Here is a 17,427-nt window from a genome sequence, read left to right as displayed (position 1 = left end):
GAGCTTATTTCCTGAGCAGATGATCGGTAATATGGTGCAACACGAACAGATGCCCCAACTCGACCATGCCGTAATGACTGCTGTCCAGCCAGCAATTCCAGCGCCCCAGTTTACGGAGCGGATTGTCGGCTTTGAAGCCACTTAAGGTCATGACCGGCAAGCCTTTGGCATTAGCAGCCTGCACCGCATTGACGATATTCAAGGATTGCCCGGAACTGCTGATCGCGATCAATAAATCGTCGGGGTTGGCAAATGCGGCGATTTGTTTGGCAAAAGCCTGCTCATAACCAAAATCGTTGGTAAAACAGGTCAAGGGCGCGGCTTCGTGCAAGGTCAACGCGCACAAACCGCCGACATTACGCAAATCGGTGATCACGTGACTGGCAATCGCCGCGCTGCCGCCGTTGCCCAGCACCATGATTTTGGCCTGCTGTTCGCGCACTCTGGCAAATTCGGCAAGCAATTGCTGAATCACCGATTCGCCGTCCAGGGTTTGAGCCTGCGCATCGGTAAATACGCTGTTATTCAATAAGTTTGCAAAATCCGCTGCCGCTAGTCCGATAGCCATCAGCCTCTCCTTATTTGTCCAGGTATTTAAACCAGTCGGCAGTAGCAGCGGCTATCGATGTCGAAGTCCACAACGGCGCGTTTCGCCAGTAATCGATATGCGCCAGCATGTTGGCGACGCCTTGCTCGAAACTGACTTGCGGCTGCCAACCGAGTTTTGCCTTGATTTTGCCGGTATCGGCAAAGGTGCAATCGGGCTCGCCCGGCCGCTTGGGGATGTATTCGATAGGGCCGCCCAACAATCCCACCAACTGGTTGACGCTATAAGTACCGCCGCTACCGACATTCATGATCTCTCCGCAAAGCGCCGATTCGGCGGCTGCAATAAAGGCGTTGGCCACATCGGTGACATAGGTAAAGTCCCGAGTCTGTGTGCCGTCGCCGACCACGGTAAAGGGTTTACCGTTAATCTTTTGTGCCAGAAATACCCCGAACACCGCCCCATAGGCGCCGGTGGTGCGGGCGTGCGGGCCGTAAACATTGAACAAGCGCAACGACACAGCCGGCAGGTCGTAGAGTTGAGCCCAGTGCATCACCAATTCCTCGCCCAGGTATTTGGTCAACGCATAGGGATATTGCGGCTGAATCGCGGCGGTTTCCGGCGTGGGAAATTGCGCGGGAATGCCGTAACAGGACGACGAAGCCGCATAGACAAATCGCTTGATACCGGCGGCGCGCGCGGCTTCCAATACGTTAAATGTACCGCTGACATTGGTCTCGTAATACGCGCGTGGCTGCTCAATGGACGGAACGATGTCGGCTAGACCGGCTAAGTGGAATACCCAGTCGATCCCAGAGAACAAAGGTGCGATGACGTCAGCATCGCGAATATCGGCGTGATGGAATTCGAAACGTTCCTGGCCGAGCAAATCGGCGATGGTTTCTTTGCGGCCGCCAACCAGACTATCAATCACGCTGACCTGATGGCCTTGTTGCCATAACTCGCGACTCAAATGACTGCCAATAAATCCCGCTCCGCCGGTAACCAATACTTTCATGCGTCTGTCCTAGATAAAATTGATATGGGCCGGCTGATTGGCCGTGAGTTTGTCCAAATATTGGTTGACCGCTTCCATCCGGCAATTTTTGCGGCATTGGCTGATATCCAGTTCCTGGCTGATGTACTGCCAGTTCTGCCGGCGTTTCTCGCCTTCCCAAATATCTTGGAACGATTGTTGATGGATATTGCCGTAGGCAAAGCGTTGATCAGTCAAATACGCGCTGCACCCGTAAACTTCACCGTCAGCCATGACATAGCCCCAAAAATACGGGGTGGCATGGCAGGTTTTATAACGCTGGGTTTCCGATTGGCTGTAGTTCTTCATGGTCTGCTCGCGAAAAACCACGTTAAAACCGTCGCCGTTGAATTGGGCCAGCTCCTCGGCCATGCCCAGTAGATTGTCGTAACGCAGGCTTTCGTAGCGGCGGGTTTCGCTGAATAAATGTTGGGAGTAAGGTTTGACGACCAGATAATCCAAACCGATTTCTCGGCAGATTTTTGCCAGCGTGGTTACTTCGTGCTGATTTTCCGGCAACAATAGAATTTGTGCGCCCAAAGCACAGGATAATTGCTGGGCTTTTTTATGTTCGACCGCGCGACGCAGATTGTTCAGCACCAAGTCAAAATCGGATGCCTTGGTTTGATGGATGGCTGCATAATTTTCGGCGCTACCGGCATTTAGCGACACCTTTATCCACGATACCAAGGCTAAGGATTGCTCGACAAAACGTTGATTCATCAAGGTGCCGTTGGTGGTGAAAGACACATCGATACCGGCATCGAAAGTCCATTTGACGATGTCGTTAATTTCCTTATGCAACATTGGCTCGCCTTCGCCGGCGTACATGATGCTTTTCACACCAAGCTTACCCATCTCGGCCAAACGCCCCGCCAAAATTTTGACATCCAGCCGCTGCGCTTTGTAGCCGATATAGTCCACCGCGCAAAACGTGCAGCGATGATTACAAGCGCCTACCGGCGAGACTTCCATGTAAATGGGATACACGGCTTTCGCTTGCTGCCAATCATGCCTGCCGTCCAACCACTGCGCCACCCGCTGTGGGTGATACACCAATTTATGGCTGTCGATACCGTATTTGTCTGCCATTTTTTTGTCGTTTAATATGCTTTCAGAGTGAAAAACCACTACAGAACGGGATAAAGCGATTTCTATGCCAATATCCGGTTCAGGTAACTTGCTGCTGTTGATTGTTATATCGGCATCACAAAGCTTAGCATTAAACGATTAGTTTCAAGCCCGGAGGTAACGCCTCACCGAAGACTTGTTTTTCCTGTTGTGCATCCAGTTGTTTGAATTCGGCGACCATGTCTATCCAGGAAGATGGGGATTTAGTTTGTTTGAGCTTGTCGATAACCTGCGTGCGCAGCTGATCGTCGATGTCCCTGGCCCGATCATCGCATCGCCTGGCCAGCAAGGTGGCGGCAAAGCCGGCCTGGGTTAGCTTTTTCCAGTCAGCTTTCAGTAGCTGTTGCAGCCAACTCTCTACCGTGGCGGCTGGAATAACCTGATGATTGCTGCCGTGAAATAAAATCCGTCCGCCGATACGGCCGACCGCCCACCAACTTTGCTCGGGTTCCCCGGCTTTTTCCAGACGCTTTAGCAGCCATTCGCCCAGTTGAATTTTATCGGTAATTGTCAGTCTTTCCAGCGCCGCCGCCAAACGCACCATATCTTCGTAACCGCGTGTCGCCAGTTGCTTCGCGACACCTGGCTGGCGCGCGGCAGCCGGGTTAATGTATTTAGCGATGTCGTTAAAGATGCGTTGCTGGGCATCCGCGCTCAAGCCGCCGGCAACGCGCCGCCATAAGGTCCACCATTCGGCCCAGTTTTGCTTTTCGTTGACGAATTGCAAGCCTTCCGCATATAGCTTCCAAAGCTGCTCTACCCGCCAATCGTCAAGCGGGTAGCCAAAACCTGGCCGCAAGCAAAAACCGGCCAGACTTAACCAGAGGCGTTCGTGCTGTTCGCTCCTCCGCCGATATTTACTGCCTTCCAACAAGGCCGTAAACAACTCGCGCAGCAACGGGGTTTGCCAGTCGCCGCGCGGTGCAGCGAGCACTTTTTCCAGCTCGGCGCGCAAAATTTTTACAGCCTGCGGATCGACTTGTTTGGATTTGGCGCCGAATACGGCCTGAATTTTTTCCAGCGCTTGCGGTAATTGGCCAGGCAGTTCGGCGTTGGCGATAATTTGGGCCTTTTTACGAATCTGAAACTCTACGTCCCATCGCTGGCTGGAATCGTCCACCGCCACGCACTGTATTTGCAAGGTACCGACTTCCGTATAAGTTGCCAGTAATTGCACCGCCACTTCGGTTTTTTGTTGGCCTTCGAATGCCACCGCTAGGGGAGGCAAGCTATGAAAACGTTCGTCATCGAGTTCGACAATGTCGCCTGGCTGATAAGTACTGTCTCCGCTACTGGACAACAAATGAAAACGTACCGGTTGCCCAACCCTAAGAGCGAATTGCCGATCGTTCAACAGAATCTCATGACCTTCCTCGCTACCTTTCGGCAAGATACAAACGCCATGCCCGCCAAGCTTCCCATCACCACTTTTGGCCGCGGCATCAACCAGCAGAAAATAACTACGGGCGGCGCCACCGCCGATTTTCAACTTCTTATCGCGGCGGGCAACCGCATAACTGACCGCGCCGTAAGCCACCGCCAATTCCGGATGGCTGTTATCCAGCAATAAGGGGGGTTGCCCGCCGCGCCAATTGGCTAATAAATCGATTAAGCGTTGCACCATGGCCGAACTGCGAAACACGCCGCCGTTCAGTAATAAGGCGTCGGGGACAATTTGATGCTCTGCTCCGGTTCCTCGCAACGCCATTTGCGCAGCCTGGGCATGCATTTGCAAAAAGGCGGCAATATGCTTACTGATAGCCGGCTCCGCCGCATAGGGCAAGCCAAACTCCACTACGCCGCTACGCTTCCTATCCGGCAGGTCTTGCAAGCCGGACATAGGTAAAAAGCCATCCAATGCAATTTGCTTAACCTCTTCTTTGCTCAGCGACGTACTTTTTGTGCCGCCAATCAACCTGGAGCCGCCACCCAACAAGGTTATGGCAACCTGCTCGGGCGCGTCATCGGCTAATAGCTGTTCCTTGGCGACCCGACATTGCTCCAGCAATTGCGATAAATCGGCTGTCGAGAGTTTTTTATCGCCGGTTCGCAAGCGGCTTTCCGCTAGATGCGCCAGAGTCAGGTCAATATTGTCGCCCCCCAACATCAGGTGGTCGCCGACACCTATGCGCGTCAGCTTAGGCTCCTCAGCCCCCTGCTCAATCTTGATCAAGGTCAAATCGGTAGTACCACCACCGACATCGCAAACCAGCAATAACCGGCTATCGGCCAGACTGGATTTGATGGTACCGGCATGCCGGCGCAGCCAGTCGTAACAAACCGCTTGAGGCTCCTCCAACAACCTGACAGCACTCAAGCCAGCCATTTTGGCCGCCTCCAATGTTAAGGATCGCGCGGACTCGTCAAAGGACGCTGGCACCGTAATCACTACTTCCTGAAGAGCAAGTGGTGCTTTGGGAAAACGGTGCTCCCAAACGGCGCAGACATGTCGCAAATAACTAGCACTGGCTTCCAGCGGCGAGACTTTAAATACCGATTCGTCACTGCCCCAGGGCAAAATGGCCGCGCTGTGATCGACCGAGGTGTGCGACAACCAGCTTTTAGCGCTGGTAACCAATCGACCTTGCGACTTTGCACCCAGCGAGCGCGCCGCTTCACCAAGCACAGCGCCTTTTTCCTGAGTCAAAAATCCGGCTTCTTCCGTTATTTCGCCTGGCGCGGGATGGTATCGCACCGACGGCAATAGTGGCTTGGCACTCACTTCACCTGGCGCGATCAACTGAGGAATTTCGAACAAGTGAATAGCTTTAGCAGGGTCGCCTATATCGGAGTACGCGACCACCGTATGGGTGGTACCTAGATCGATTCCGACCGAATAAGTAGCAGTGTAGTTTTTCAAAAGGACTTAGTATGTTTATTCTAATTATGTAGGGCAGCCTGACAAGTATTCAAGCAGGCGCGCGCGAGCGCCTATTTTAGTCGGCTTTCTGATCGAACACTCTCGTTTTTCTAGATAGCACTATCCAAACCGTGGTTGCCAGGTGAAATAAATTTCCACAAAGAACAATCTTTCGATGTGTTTCGAATAAAATGCTTGCGCGCCTAATGTTTGCGATGTTACTTTCCGCCTACGGCAACCATCAGTGCATTGCATTACTGAATGCGCCCACCGAGAACAAGATCTAGCGCTGTAAAGTAGTCGAGTCTGAATCAAGACCAGGCACCGCAGCAATTATTAACCAACTTGAACGAGTTAAATTCATGCTTATTAAACCTTCCGCATTAGCCGGCGTCGTGTTGCTGGCCGCCAGCCAATCAACAGAGGCAGTCGTCATCAATTTCGACTACACCTACGACGGCGGCTTTTTCTCCGGCAGCAACGCAAGTAGACGAGACATCCTGGATGCCGCAGGCGGGTTTTTGGGAGGTATCTTAACCGACAGCTTGACTGCGATTACATCCGGCGGCATCAATAATTTCAGCGCGGTATTTCAACGTCCTGATACCGGCGCCAGCACGACTATGAGCAATTTCAGCGTGGCAGCCGACACACTGACAGTGTTTGTTGGCGGACAAGCCATGGGAGCAGGCAACCTGGGTTACGGCGGCTATGGCGGTTACAACGTCAGTGGCACCCAAGATTTTTTGACCAATGCAGCACAACGTGGACAGTCAAATACTACCGGCCCGTCAGCCACTGATTTTGCGCCATGGGGTGGTCAATTGACCTTCAGCAGTTCGGCAAACTGGTATTTCGACACGGATCTTTCTACCACCGAAACATTTAGCGGTAATGATTTTTATTCGGTGGCACTGCATGAGTTAGGCCACTTATTGGGCCTAGGCAGTTCGGACTCGTGGGATAATCAAGCCTCAGGCTCCGGCTTTACCGGTGCCAATGCGGTAGCGGCTTATGGCGGCAATGTACCACTGGAGGGCGATAAGGTTCATTGGTTAGAGGGCACCAAAAGCACGGTAAACGGGATTGAGCAAGAAGCCGCCATGGACCCAACTTTGCGCGTCGGCACGCGCAAAGTATTTACGCAACTCGACCTCGCCGCGCTGAAAGATGTGGGCTGGCAAGTTTCGGTAACCGCTGTGCCGGTTCCTTCCGCCGTTTGGCTATTTGGCTCTGCTTTATTGGGTTTTATTGCCAGCAAACGTAAGCAGCATTTGAATTTCTAGCCAATTCATCACTGTCGCGCCGGACACGCCAATTGGCTAATAAAACCGGCGCGATAAAACGATTAAAATTTATTGACTGACACCGGATAAAAACGGCACAAAACTGACCCGCTCTATTACTTCATCCTCAAAGCCATGCTCGGTGCGGGTTACCCGATGTAATTCCTGCATCCCTTCCAGCCCGACCGGAATCACCATCACGCCCCCCACAGCCATTTGCTCAAGTAAGGCTTCCGGAATTTCCGCCGGTGCGGCGGCAGCTAATATCCCATCATATGGCGCATGCTCCGGCCAACCCCAACCACCATCGCTATGCTTAAAACCCACGGTCTTGATACCCAACTCCCATAGGGTATCTCGGGCTTTTTTCATTAACGGCGCAATCCGTTCCACCGAATAAACTTGCGCTACCAACTTCGATAATATCGCGGTTTGGTAGCCGCAACCCGTACCAATTTCCAGTACTTTGAGCAGCGGACCTTTTTCCAATAGCAATTCCGTCATTTTGGCGACGATATACGGCTGCGATATAGTTTGATTGTGGCCGATAGGTAAGGCAGTATCCTCATAAGCACGACTCTCCAAAGCTTCGTCGACAAAAATATGCCTAGGTGTGTCAGACATTACCGCCAGGACTTTACTGTTATAGATGCCTTGCTCGCGCAGCCGAGAAATCATCCGCTCCCTGGTCCGCCGAGAAGTCATGCCTATACCCTGGATGCGTCTACTCATACGAGCGCCTCCATTGCCAGCCATTCGCTCAATCCCTCCAATCGTTCATATCGCGTTAAATCCAACTGTAACGGCGTTACGGACACGTATCCGTTTCTTATCGCATCAAAATCGGTACCTGGCCCGGCGTCTTGTTCGCTGCCGGGCGGTCCCACCCAGTAAATAACCTGCCCCCGCGGATCATGGGAACGTATTACTGGTTCCGCTTTGTGCCGCTGCCCAAGTCGGGTAGATTGATAACCTTTTAATTCAGCAATCGGTAAATCAGGCACGTTGACGTTTAACAAAGTGTCTTCCGGCAAGGGATGAGCGAGGATTTTTTGCATTATTGTCACAGCCACATGTGCCGCCGTATCGAAATGTTTAGGGTCGCTGGATGCTAAAGAGATAGCCACCGCAGGCAGCCCAAGAAAACGCCCTTCGGTAGCCGCAGCCACGGTGCCCGAATAAAGCACATCGTCGCCAAGATTGGCGCCATGATTGATACCGGCGAATACCATATCCGGTTCGTTCGCTAATAGTCCTGTAATCGCCAGATGAACGCAATCCGTCGGCGTACCATCCACCCTGACAAAACCGTTTTCACATTGAGTGGCGCGCAAAGGCATATCCAGGGTTAAAGAATTGCTTGCGGCACTCCGGTTTTTATCTGGCGCCACTACTGATACGTTGGCGTGTTGACGCAGAGCTTCGGCCAATGTGTTGATGCCTTGCGCTAAATAACCGTCGTCGTTGCTGATTAGTATGTGCATACTGCCGTGAAACGCTTTAAAATTCCCGCATAGTAGCAAAAAAAGCGCAAAACCAGCAGCTTACGTGACAAAAAAAACCACTTCCGCAGACGATGTCCTCTTGTTTCGAAACTCGATCGGCAAAGTCCAGACCATAGACACCAATACCGTTATTCTTAAGCCTGATAAGAAACCGCGGCCAATACCTTCATATAAGCCGCTCGAGCAGGTTGATCCTTTACAAAAAGATGTTGAGGGTAGCTTGGATACCCTGTTCCAAGAAGACAAGATCGCCTTCCTGGTGCCAGGCATGCAAAAAAGCGTCATCAAAAAACTTCGGAAGGGATATTACGGCCTGGATGCCGATATAGATTTACATGGCTTAAGTAGCCGAGATGCACAACAGCAGCTATTACGATTTTTACACTATTGCGTTGAAGACGGTTATCGCTGCGTACACATCATACACGGCAAGGGGTACAACTCTACGGACAATCAGCCAGTCTTAAAAAATGATATTAATCTCTGGCTACGCCAACATAAAGATGTCCTGGCGTTTTGCTCTGCGCCCCCTAGGTCTGGCGGCACAGGCGCCTTATTTGTGCTATTACGCTTATCAGAAAAATTTGTGACATCCGAAGACGAGCCTCAATAACGCCCCTTTAGGCTACTCCAAAATCTCCCGCCTCTACCCAAACAAACGCAACCCTGTTCGTTATATTTTGCTTTGCCTTGACTTGTCCTGCTTGTTGCTCTAGTTTTTCAGCATTGCTGCTCCTTATCATGAAAATAATAACGAAACCAACGCCATGACCACAAATCAACACCAGCGACCTCTCCAAACCACAGGAGAAATTGGCGTTTCTACGCAAAGCACTATCGAAGCGGGGATTTTCAACAATGAGCCTTAACATTGGGATCGTGGGTTTAGGCAGAATTGGTCGCGGGGTATTAAGAGGAAATTTCGCACAAGAAAAAGGCGGCAGATTCGATATACGTGTAGTCTGTGACGTAATGGCTATCGATCACGTTGCTTACCTATTAGCAAACGATAGCACCTATGGCCGCCCCCCATTCAATGTAGATTGCGATGGCGACGATTTAATCATAGACGGCAAAAGAGTTCGCTATCAGAAGGTAGACCGGCGCCGTAGTTCGCCCGATGACGGCAGCTGGGGAGTATTGCGCCAATTTGATCTTGATGTATTATTTGACGCCACGGGCACCGCCACGATCCATGATTTCCGCTCATTGATAACGCAGGAAGTCGCTAAAAAAATCCTTTGCACTTGGAATGTCAGCGGTTGCGATATCAGTGTGGTATTCGGAGTAAATCATTCGGCGTACGATCCATTACACCATGACGTCATCTCTGCCAGTACCTGCACGGGTAATGCTCTGGTTCCTATCTGTCATGTACTTGATAAGCACATTGGCATCAATTACGCCCGAGCCATCACTATCCATCCGCAACTTTCAGATCAACGTGTATTGGATGGTTATCACGCATCATCCCAACTTGGCCGTGGGTGCGCGTCTTCCATTATCCCAACCAGCACGAACGTAGGTAAATCCACGACATTGGTATTACCAAGACTGGAAGGCAAATTGGACGCTATGTCCTACAGAGTGCCAACTGCAATTGTCTCAGTTATTGATTTAACAGCCACTCTTTCTAGGAAAACGTCACTAGAAGAATGTGTAGAACTGTTTGAAGACTACGCCAACAAACAATTAGCAGGAATTATTCATTGTGACTATGGCGCATGGGGCCATCAAAAGGCTAGCATCGACTATATGGAAACCCAATATTCCTCAATATTGTTGATGCATCATCTGACTGTCAGCCAAGGCCACCATCTCGGCCTATCTTTAATGCATGACAATGAGCACGCATATTGCTGCCGAGTATTAGACGTATTGGGCATTTTATAAAACTAGGAGTTATAACTAAATCTGGCGTATGACCCAACTTGAAGAGAGGTGGCGTCCTCTGCTGAAATGAGATTGACGAGATCGAATGACAGCAACCACGAGAGACGCCATGAACAAAGATAACGCAAAAGACTGGGGATGTGCAGGTGCCATCCAGGATAGTTTGACTGATTTATTAAGAAGCGGTGCCCGCGCCTTGATTCAACAGGCCGTTGAAGCGGAGCTCCAAGCCTTTTTGAATGACTACGGGAATGTCACGGATTTAAAAGGCCGCCAAAACGGTTGTTCGCAATGGGTATTTACCCGAGCGGGATATCGTCACCGGGGTGGGTAATGTGGCCGTCAAAATCCCCAAGGTTCGAGACCGTTCCGGCGGTGGCATCAAATTCAACTCATCCTTGGTGCCGCCTTATGTCCTTAAGGCCAAGCGGGTGGAAGCGGCATTGCCCTGGTTGTATTTGCGAGGCATTTCGACGGGTGACATGCAGGACGCCTTGTCGGTATTGCTGGGGGCAGAGGCGAAAGGCTTGTCGCCAGCGGTGGTCAGCCGCTTGAAAGCGCAGTGGGCCGATGATTATCACGCCTGGCATCGGCGGGATTTGTCGAATCAGCGTTATGTGTATGTGTGGGCGGACGGCATCTATTCGACCCTGCGCGGCGAAGATGATCGCTTGTGTCTGTTGGTGATCATCGGGGTCAATGAGCACGGTGAAAAGCGGCTCCTGGCACTCTCGGATGGCTATCGGGAATCCAAGGCATCCTGGCTGAGCGTGTTGCAGGATTTGCAGACTCGCGGCTTAGAGGACGCGCCGAAACTCGCCACGGGCGATGGCGCCCTGGGCTTTTGGGCGGCGATGAATGAAGCCTAGCCGCAGACACGGACGCAACGCTGCTGGGTGCATAAAACGGCGAATGTACTGGCGGGATTACCGGATTCGATTCAGGCTAAAGCCAAGGCAGGCTTGAAGGAAATCTGGATGGCGGAAACCAAAGTTCAGGCGAGCAAAGCCTGTGATCGCTTCCAGAGAGACTTTGAAGCGAAGTATCCCAAGGCGGTTAACATCCTTGAAAAAGACCGTGAATCGCTACTGGCGTTTTACGATTTTCCCGCCGAGCACTGGGTACACATTCGCATTTATGCCCCAGAGGGTACCACCAATCCGATCAAATCGAGCTTTGCGACCATTCGCCATCGGACGACGCGGACCAAGAACTGTGTATCACGTAATACGCTGCTGGGCTTGGTGTTTCAATTGGCACTGACTGCCGAAAAAAGTTGGCGCAAGATACGTGGATTTAAACAACTACCGGATGTGATCAACGGCATTCGGTTTCAGCATGGCATTGCTGCCATCTCTGAATCAGATGATGGGGAAGAAAATCAGCAGGTCGCCGCCTGATTCAGTTCGTATGTACACCAGATTTGACTATTTCTCTAAAACTAGTGCCAGCAAGTTTACCGAACACTCAATGAAACCCGATCACATTCTGGCAGAATGAACCGAATAACAAGCTTCTCAGCGGCCTCTTCACCGGATGCAACAGTTTTGATTCTGGGCAGCATTCCTGGAAAAGCATCACTGGAGGCTAATCAATATTACGCGCATCCACAGAATCAATTTTGGCCTATCATAAGCGAACTTCTGGAACTCAATCCTAATAGCTCATACTTAGCGAGAATAGAATCAATAAAATTAGCCGGCATTGCACTATGGGATGTAGTTAAGTCATGCCATCGGCACAATAGCAGTCTCGATGCAAAAATAGACAAAAACAGTATTGTTACGAATGATTTTCCAGGATTTTTCCTAAACCACACCTATATTACGCATATATTCTTTAATGGCTTAACTGCAGAAAAAACCTTTCAAAAGCATGTTCAACCTTACATATGCACAGATCGGTTTACGTACCACCGATTACCCTCTACAAGCCCGGCGCATGCAACGGTGCCTTTTCAACAAAAGCTGGAAAGTTGGCGCATATTAACAACAGCAATAGCAGAAGCCGCTTACAGCGAAACAATAGAGACTTCAAAAACAAACCAAACAAGCAGACCAAGAAATATATTCTAGGAATATAAATTAACGCTGAACAGCACACAAACAAAAACGGCAGAGAAGCCGTCAAGCTAATCTGCCGATACGAGTCCAATATTAAATACCCAATGGCATTTATTCTTCAGTTTGTACGGGCTCTGGCCTATCTACCAACTCGACGTAAGCCATAGGTGCGTCATCACCAGGCCGAAATCCGCACTTAATAATCCTCAAATACCCACCGTTTCTGGATTGATACCTTGGACCAAGCTCGTTAAATAATTTCGTTACAACATCTCTATCACGCAACTTAGAAAACGCCTGACGACGTTTCGCAACAGAGTCGTTTTTAGATAATGTAATCAAAGGCTCAGCGATCACACGCAACTCCTTTGCTTTTGGTAACGTTGTCTTGATTAACTCGTGTCTAAACAAAGAGCAAGCCATGTTGCTAAATAGCGCTTTTCTGTGGCTACTATTTTTATTTAACTGTCTTCCTGATTTACGGTGTCTCATTTTTCAAATGCCTTATATTCAAATTCCAGCTTGCGATTGATCAGCCAGATTTTCAGGTGGCCAGTTTTCCAAGCGCATACCCAATGACAGACCTTTAATTGCAAGAATATCTTTAATTTCTGTTAACGACTTCTTACCCAGATTAGGTGTCCTCAACAACTCCACTTCGGTCCGCTGAATCAGATCGCCGATATAGAAAATGTTCTCCGCCTTTAGGCAGTTGGCAGAACGAACCGTCAACTCCAAATCATCTACAGGACGTAGCAAGACGGGATCGAACGACTCTTCCTCAATTGCCACCTCCTCATGTATCTGCTCGTTAACTTTCTCAAAATCTACGAACACAGATAACTGGTCATGAAGAATCGAAGCGGCCAATTTGATCGCCTGCTCAGGATCAACCGTACCATTTGTCTCCAATTCTATAACGAGCCTATCCAGATTAGTGCGTTGCTCGACACGAGTGCTTTCTACATGATAAGCGACCTTTACTATAGGACTAAACGCGGCATCAACCATTAACACACCGACCGGCGCGTCGTCATTCATCTCTTTCCTCAGACTGGCAGGAACATAACCCCGACCTCTCTCGACCTTAATCTTGATGTTGAGTGAGCAGTCTTGATTGTTGATGTTTGCGATTATCAGATCCGGGTTTACTAACTCCACATTATGGGGTAGTTCAATATCCCGAGCAGTTACTACACCAACACCCGATTTAGCCAGCGTGAGAGTCACTTCATCCTTAGAATGAACGACGACAGCAAGTTTTTTAAGGTTCAGTATGATGTCTATGACATCTTCTTGAACACCTTCTATCGTGGTGAATTCATGCAACACGCCTTCGATAGAAATTTCTGTAACTGCGCAACCTGGAATTGAAGACAGCATGACCCGCCTCAAAGCATTGCCTAAAGAATGCCCGAAGCCGCGCTCCAGAGGCTCGATAACGATTCTCGAGTGGTTGGCCGATTCGTTAATCACCTCGACAAGTCTAGGCTTAAGTAGGCCAACAATAGAACTCTGCATAATTTAAATCCTGGACTTATTTATTACTTAGAATAAAGCTCAACAACCAGCTGCTCGTTGATGTCAGAGCCTAAATCCACGCGATCAGGCACAGACTTGAATGTTCCACTCATCTCTTTGGAATTAACTTCTACCCAAACTGGAAAGCCATACTGCTCGGCAACAACCAGCGAGTCTTTAATACGTTGTTGGCTCTTAGCTTTTTCTCTAACCTTAATTACATCGCCTGCAGCGACTTGGTATGAAGGTATATTAATTAACCTATCGTTTACCAAAATCGCTTTGTGAGATACCAACTGCCTTGCTTCCGCTCGGGTAGCAGCGTAGCCCATACGGTAAACGACGTTGTCCAATCGAGACTCTAAAAAATCAAGCAAATTTTGACCAGTAGCGCCTTTTTGTAGGTCAGCAGCTTTGTAATAGTTCCGGAATTGCTTTTCTAAAACCCCGTATATGCGGCGCAAGCGCTGTTTGGCGCGGAGCTGCATAGCATAATCAGAATTCCTTGTACGCTTAGCGCCATGTTGACCAGGTCTTTGTTCTAATTTACATTTGCTTTCCAGAGATTTACCTCTGCTTTTCAAAAATAAATCAGTACCTTCCCTACGACTCAGCTTGCAAGCAGGACCAAGATATCTTGCCATTAAATTTACTCCACTATCCTAAACACGACGTTTTTTGGGTGGACGGCAACCATTATGAGGTATGGGAGTAACGTCCACGATATTTGAAATTTTGAACCCCATACTGTTCAAAGAGCGAACAGCAGATTCCCTACCTGGGCCGGGGCCCTTAATCATAACATCCAGATTTTTCATACCGTATTCCTGAGCTACCGCTCCTGCTTTCTCAGCAGCCACCTGCGCTGCGAAAGGTGTGCTTTTGCGTGAGCCACGGAAACCGGATCCACCAGATGTAGCCCAAGATAACGCGTTACCTTTTCTGTCTGTAATAGTAACGATTGTATTGTTAAAGGAAGCGTGGACATGAACGATACCATCCGCTACTTCTTTCTTAATACGCTTTTTAACTCGATTCTGGGTTGCCATCAAAAATGCCTATCTAGATGTATTTATTTAGTAACTGACTTGCGCGGACCTTTACGAGTCCGAGCATTTGTTCTGGTTCTTTGTCCTCTCAATGGCAAACCACGGCGATGCCTGATACCACGATAACAACCCAGATCCATTAATCTTTTAATATTCATTGAGACTTCTCTGCGAAGATCACCTTCTACAGTCATCGCAGAAATAACCTTACGTATAGATTCAACTTGATCCTCAGAAAGGTCTCGAATCTTGACGGTTGGCCGAACCCCAACTTCATCGCAGATATTTCTAGCAGTTTGCCTGCCAATTCCATAGATAGCAGTCAACGCTATCTCCGCATGCTTATGGTCAGCCACGTTTATACCGGCAATACGAGCCATTCAGATACTCCAAAAACAGTACTATAAGGTTAAACAGGGGATTATATCACCCTGCAAAATAAATCACAAAAACAAGTTAGCCTTGACGCTGTTTGTGTCTGCCATCTTTACAGATAACTCGCACAACGCCGTTTCTTTTAATTACTTTACAACTTTTGCATATGGCTTTTATTGAAGCTCGTACTTTCACGGCAAACTCCTGGAAATTTTAAGATTTTTTCAAATTGGCTTTTTTCATCAAGCCTTCGTATTGCTGCGACATTAAATGCGTCTGCATTTGCGAAATAAAGTCCATCACAACAACCACAATGATAAGCAAAGATGTGCCACCAAAAGAAAAGGGCACATTCCAATAGACGATCAGAAACTCAGGCAACAAACATATCAATGTGATGTAAACAGCACCTATCAAAGTGAGCCGGGTCATTACCTTATCGATATAACTGGTAGTGTGAGCACCCGGCCTAATCCCGGGCAAATACGCGCCCGATTTTTTGAGATTTTCCGAAGTTTCTTTTGAATTGAATACCAAAGCGGTATAAAAGAAACAAAAGAACACAATAGCTAACGCATAACATAAAACATACACAGGCTGACCGGGAGAAAGCACCGAAGAAATATCCTGAAGCCAAGAAAAGCCGTCAACATTCCCGAACCATCCTGCTATTGTCGCGGGAAATAAAATAATGCTCGATGCGAAAATCGGCGGTATCACGCCTGCCATATTCAACTTTAGCGGCAAAAACGAACTCTGCCCCGAATAGACCTTGTTGCCTTGCTGCCTTTTTGGGTAATTAATAGTTATCCGCCTTTGCCCTCTTTCAACAAAAACAACAACACCCGTTACAACTATCGATAAAGCGAACAACACAACAATAAACGCCCCATTCATTTCACCGGTACGAGCAAGCTCAAGGGTTCCGCCAATTGCAGAAGGCAATCCAGATACGATACCGGCAAATATTATTAGCGATATACCATTACCTATACCCCTTTCCGTAACCTGCTCGCCGAGCCACATTAAGAATATAGTACCGGTGACTAAAGTAATAGTTGTTACAAGAACAAAACTTATACCAGGCTGGATAACAACAGCTAAACCACCCGCAGTTTGGTTTTGCAAGGCTATCGAAATACCTATCGATTGAAACATCGCCAAAACGACGGTGCCATAGCGAGTGTACTGAGAAATTTTTCTACGCCCGGACTCACCTTCTTTTTTTAGCTGCTCCATAGCAGGTATGACAATAGTCATAAGCTGCATAATAATAGACGCTGAGATGTATGGCATTATACCCAGCGCAAACAGGCTCAAACGCATCAACGCTCCACCCGAAAACATGTTAAACATGTTTAAGATAGAACCCGACTGCTGCTCAAACATTATTGATAACGCTTTTGGATCTATCCCCGGAACGGGGATATGAGCGCCAATTCTGTATACGACAAATGCGCCTAAAACAAACAACAATCTTGACTTGAGCTCACCAAACCGAAATGTGCCTGCAGCAACATCAACTCCTTTAGCACTCACTTAAGCCTCGACTTTGCCACCAGCAGCTTCAATAGTTAACTTTGCACCAGCCGTAACGCCAAGTCCTTTTAAAACCAAAGACCGAGTAACCGTTCCAGTATTCACTACTTTAACTTGTTTTGAAAATACCGGGATAATGTTTTCACTGATCAGTAATTGAATATCTACAACATCAGCCTGAAGAGCATCAATTTCAGCCAAACGAACCTCGGCAGTAAATTTCTTTGTTCTGGAGGTAAAGCCAACCTTTGGAAGTCTACGCTGCAAAGGCATCTGACCACCCTCAAAGCCCACTTTATGAAACCCCCCGGAACGGGCCTTTTGACCTTTATGACCTCTACCGCAGGTTTTACCATCAGTAGATCCTATACCACGCCCAACGCGCTTTGCCTTTTTTCTGGCGCCGCATGCAGATTGTATTGTGTTCAGATACATTAAACTTCCTCAACCTTTAGCATATATGCGATTTTATTGATCATCCCGCGATTTTCAGGCGTGTCGATAACCTCAACGACCTGCCGGATTCTGCTCAAACCCAATCCTTTTAAACACTGCTGATGACTCTTTAAGCGACCATTTTTACTTTTTGTCATCATTACGCTTAATTTTTTGCCACTCATAT

General features: G+C 48.7%; 20 protein-coding genes and 1 pseudogene. 5 read left to right on the top strand and 16 right to left on the bottom strand.

The genetic code is table 11. The annotated features are described in order from the left end of the window. Nucleotides 1-4 precede the first annotated feature (4 nt). From ACMXD4_RS04325 to ACMXD4_RS04310, 4 genes are all read right to left on the bottom strand, one after another. Nucleotides 5-568, bottom strand: coding sequence for an SIS domain-containing protein (locus ACMXD4_RS04325; RefSeq protein WP_171696493.1), 564 nt, complete (start codon nucleotides 566-568; stop codon nucleotides 5-7). A 10-nt stretch (nucleotides 569-578) separates the two neighbouring features. After that, entirely contained in the window at nucleotides 579-1,565 is a 987-nt protein-coding gene (locus tag ACMXD4_RS04320; RefSeq protein WP_415879964.1) for an SDR family oxidoreductase, read from the bottom strand. Nucleotides 1,566-1,574: 9 nt separating this feature from the next. Continuing rightward, on the bottom strand, nucleotides 1,575-2,675 hold the full coding sequence (locus tag ACMXD4_RS04315) for a radical SAM protein (RefSeq protein WP_415879963.1): 1,101 nt from the start codon (nucleotides 2,673-2,675) through the stop codon (nucleotides 1,575-1,577). Nucleotides 2,676-2,805: 130 nt separating this feature from the next. Then, nucleotides 2,806-5,574, bottom strand: coding sequence for an Hsp70 family protein (locus ACMXD4_RS04310; protein ID WP_415879962.1), 2,769 nt, complete (start codon nucleotides 5,572-5,574; stop codon nucleotides 2,806-2,808). A gap of 362 nt (nucleotides 5,575-5,936) precedes the next feature. Between ACMXD4_RS04310 and ACMXD4_RS04305 the strand changes: the two genes are divergently transcribed. After that, the gene (locus tag ACMXD4_RS04305; protein ID WP_415879961.1) at nucleotides 5,937-6,860 is read left to right on the top strand and encodes a matrixin family metalloprotease; all 924 of its coding nucleotides are present in this window, start codon (nucleotides 5,937-5,939) and stop codon (nucleotides 6,858-6,860) included. Between the two features lie 69 nt (nucleotides 6,861-6,929). On the opposite strand, the gene ACMXD4_RS04300 is transcribed toward ACMXD4_RS04305, so the two are convergent. Continuing rightward, nucleotides 6,930-7,592, bottom strand: a complete 663-nt coding sequence (locus ACMXD4_RS04300; RefSeq protein WP_101051802.1) for a protein-L-isoaspartate(D-aspartate) O-methyltransferase — start codon at nucleotides 7,590-7,592, stop codon at nucleotides 6,930-6,932. Continuing rightward, nucleotides 7,589-8,344 carry a 5'/3'-nucleotidase SurE gene (gene surE / locus ACMXD4_RS04295; protein WP_033157202.1) on the bottom strand — a complete coding sequence of 252 codons (756 nt, stop codon included), beginning with the start codon at nucleotides 8,342-8,344 and terminating at the stop codon, nucleotides 7,589-7,591. Before surE ends, ACMXD4_RS04300 begins: the two co-directional genes overlap by 4 nt. A gap of 64 nt (nucleotides 8,345-8,408) precedes the next feature. Between surE and ACMXD4_RS04290 the strand changes: the two genes are divergently transcribed. Then, nucleotides 8,409-8,978 carry a Smr/MutS family protein gene (locus tag ACMXD4_RS04290; RefSeq protein ID WP_415879960.1) on the top strand — a complete coding sequence of 190 codons (570 nt, stop codon included), beginning with the start codon at nucleotides 8,409-8,411 and terminating at the stop codon, nucleotides 8,976-8,978. Nucleotides 8,979-8,985: 7 nt separating this feature from the next. Here the strand turns inward: ACMXD4_RS04290 and ACMXD4_RS04285 are convergent, their stop codons facing one another. Continuing rightward, complete coding sequence (locus tag ACMXD4_RS04285) at nucleotides 8,986-9,237, bottom strand: hypothetical protein (RefSeq protein WP_415879959.1); 252 nt, start codon at nucleotides 9,235-9,237, stop codon at nucleotides 8,986-8,988. On the opposite strand from ACMXD4_RS04285, the gene ACMXD4_RS04280 reads away from it, so the two are divergent. The 3 genes and pseudogenes from ACMXD4_RS04280 (at nucleotide 9,224) to ACMXD4_RS04270 (ending at nucleotide 12,333) form a co-directional block, all read left to right on the top strand. Continuing rightward, on the top strand, nucleotides 9,224-10,258 hold the full coding sequence (locus ACMXD4_RS04280; RefSeq protein ID WP_415879958.1) for a type I glyceraldehyde-3-phosphate dehydrogenase: 1,035 nt from the start codon (nucleotides 9,224-9,226) through the stop codon (nucleotides 10,256-10,258). The two genes, ACMXD4_RS04285 and ACMXD4_RS04280, sit on opposite strands and share 14 nt — an antisense overlap. 109 nt (nucleotides 10,259-10,367) lie before the next feature. Continuing rightward, nucleotides 10,368-11,658 (top strand): annotated as a pseudogene (locus ACMXD4_RS04275) (IS256 family transposase). 96 nt (nucleotides 11,659-11,754) lie between these two features. Continuing rightward, complete coding sequence (locus tag ACMXD4_RS04270) at nucleotides 11,755-12,333, top strand: DNA-deoxyinosine glycosylase (protein ID WP_415879957.1); 579 nt, start codon at nucleotides 11,755-11,757, stop codon at nucleotides 12,331-12,333. A 99-nt stretch (nucleotides 12,334-12,432) separates the two neighbouring features. Here ACMXD4_RS04270 and rplQ read toward each other — a convergent pair whose 3' ends face one another. From rplQ to rpmD, 9 genes are all read right to left on the bottom strand, one after another. Further along, the gene (rplQ, locus tag ACMXD4_RS04265) at nucleotides 12,433-12,813 is read right to left on the bottom strand and encodes a 50S ribosomal protein L17 (protein ID WP_033157205.1); all 381 of its coding nucleotides are present in this window, start codon (nucleotides 12,811-12,813) and stop codon (nucleotides 12,433-12,435) included. An 18-nt stretch (nucleotides 12,814-12,831) separates the two neighbouring features. Next, nucleotides 12,832-13,842, bottom strand: a complete 1,011-nt coding sequence (locus ACMXD4_RS04260) for a DNA-directed RNA polymerase subunit alpha (protein ID WP_033157206.1) — start codon at nucleotides 13,840-13,842, stop codon at nucleotides 12,832-12,834. Nucleotides 13,843-13,865: 23 nt separating this feature from the next. Next, nucleotides 13,866-14,486, bottom strand: coding sequence for a 30S ribosomal protein S4 (gene rpsD, locus ACMXD4_RS04255; protein ID WP_033157207.1), 621 nt, complete (start codon nucleotides 14,484-14,486; stop codon nucleotides 13,866-13,868). 18 nt (nucleotides 14,487-14,504) lie between these two features. Beyond that, nucleotides 14,505-14,891 (bottom strand): 30S ribosomal protein S11, encoded by a 387-nt coding sequence (rpsK, locus tag ACMXD4_RS04250; protein ID WP_020484822.1) that lies wholly within the window; start codon nucleotides 14,889-14,891, stop codon nucleotides 14,505-14,507. 23 nt (nucleotides 14,892-14,914) lie between these two features. Beyond that, nucleotides 14,915-15,271 (bottom strand): 30S ribosomal protein S13, encoded by a 357-nt coding sequence (rpsM, locus tag ACMXD4_RS04245; protein WP_415879956.1) that lies wholly within the window; start codon nucleotides 15,269-15,271, stop codon nucleotides 14,915-14,917. A 76-nt stretch (nucleotides 15,272-15,347) separates the two neighbouring features. Further along, the gene (gene rpmJ / locus ACMXD4_RS04240; protein ID WP_081607976.1) at nucleotides 15,348-15,461 is read right to left on the bottom strand and encodes a 50S ribosomal protein L36; all 114 of its coding nucleotides are present in this window, start codon (nucleotides 15,459-15,461) and stop codon (nucleotides 15,348-15,350) included. 18 nt (nucleotides 15,462-15,479) lie between these two features. Then, complete coding sequence (gene secY / locus ACMXD4_RS04235) at nucleotides 15,480-16,805, bottom strand: preprotein translocase subunit SecY (RefSeq protein ID WP_415879955.1); 1,326 nt, start codon at nucleotides 16,803-16,805, stop codon at nucleotides 15,480-15,482. After that, complete coding sequence (rplO, locus tag ACMXD4_RS04230) at nucleotides 16,806-17,240, bottom strand: 50S ribosomal protein L15 (protein WP_033157209.1); 435 nt, start codon at nucleotides 17,238-17,240, stop codon at nucleotides 16,806-16,808. It lies immediately after the preceding gene. Continuing rightward, nucleotides 17,240-17,425 carry a 50S ribosomal protein L30 gene (gene rpmD / locus ACMXD4_RS04225; protein ID WP_020484818.1) on the bottom strand — a complete coding sequence of 62 codons (186 nt, stop codon included), beginning with the start codon at nucleotides 17,423-17,425 and terminating at the stop codon, nucleotides 17,240-17,242. Before rpmD ends, rplO begins: the two co-directional genes overlap by 1 nt. Nucleotides 17,426-17,427 lie beyond the last annotated feature (2 nt).

The organism is Methylomonas sp. TEB (genome assembly GCF_047777895.1).
Lineage (GTDB): Bacteria > Pseudomonadota > Gammaproteobacteria > Methylococcales > Methylomonadaceae > Methylomonas.
Note: the sequence above shows the minus strand (reverse complement) of the source record. Positions and strands in the feature narration are given on the sequence as shown.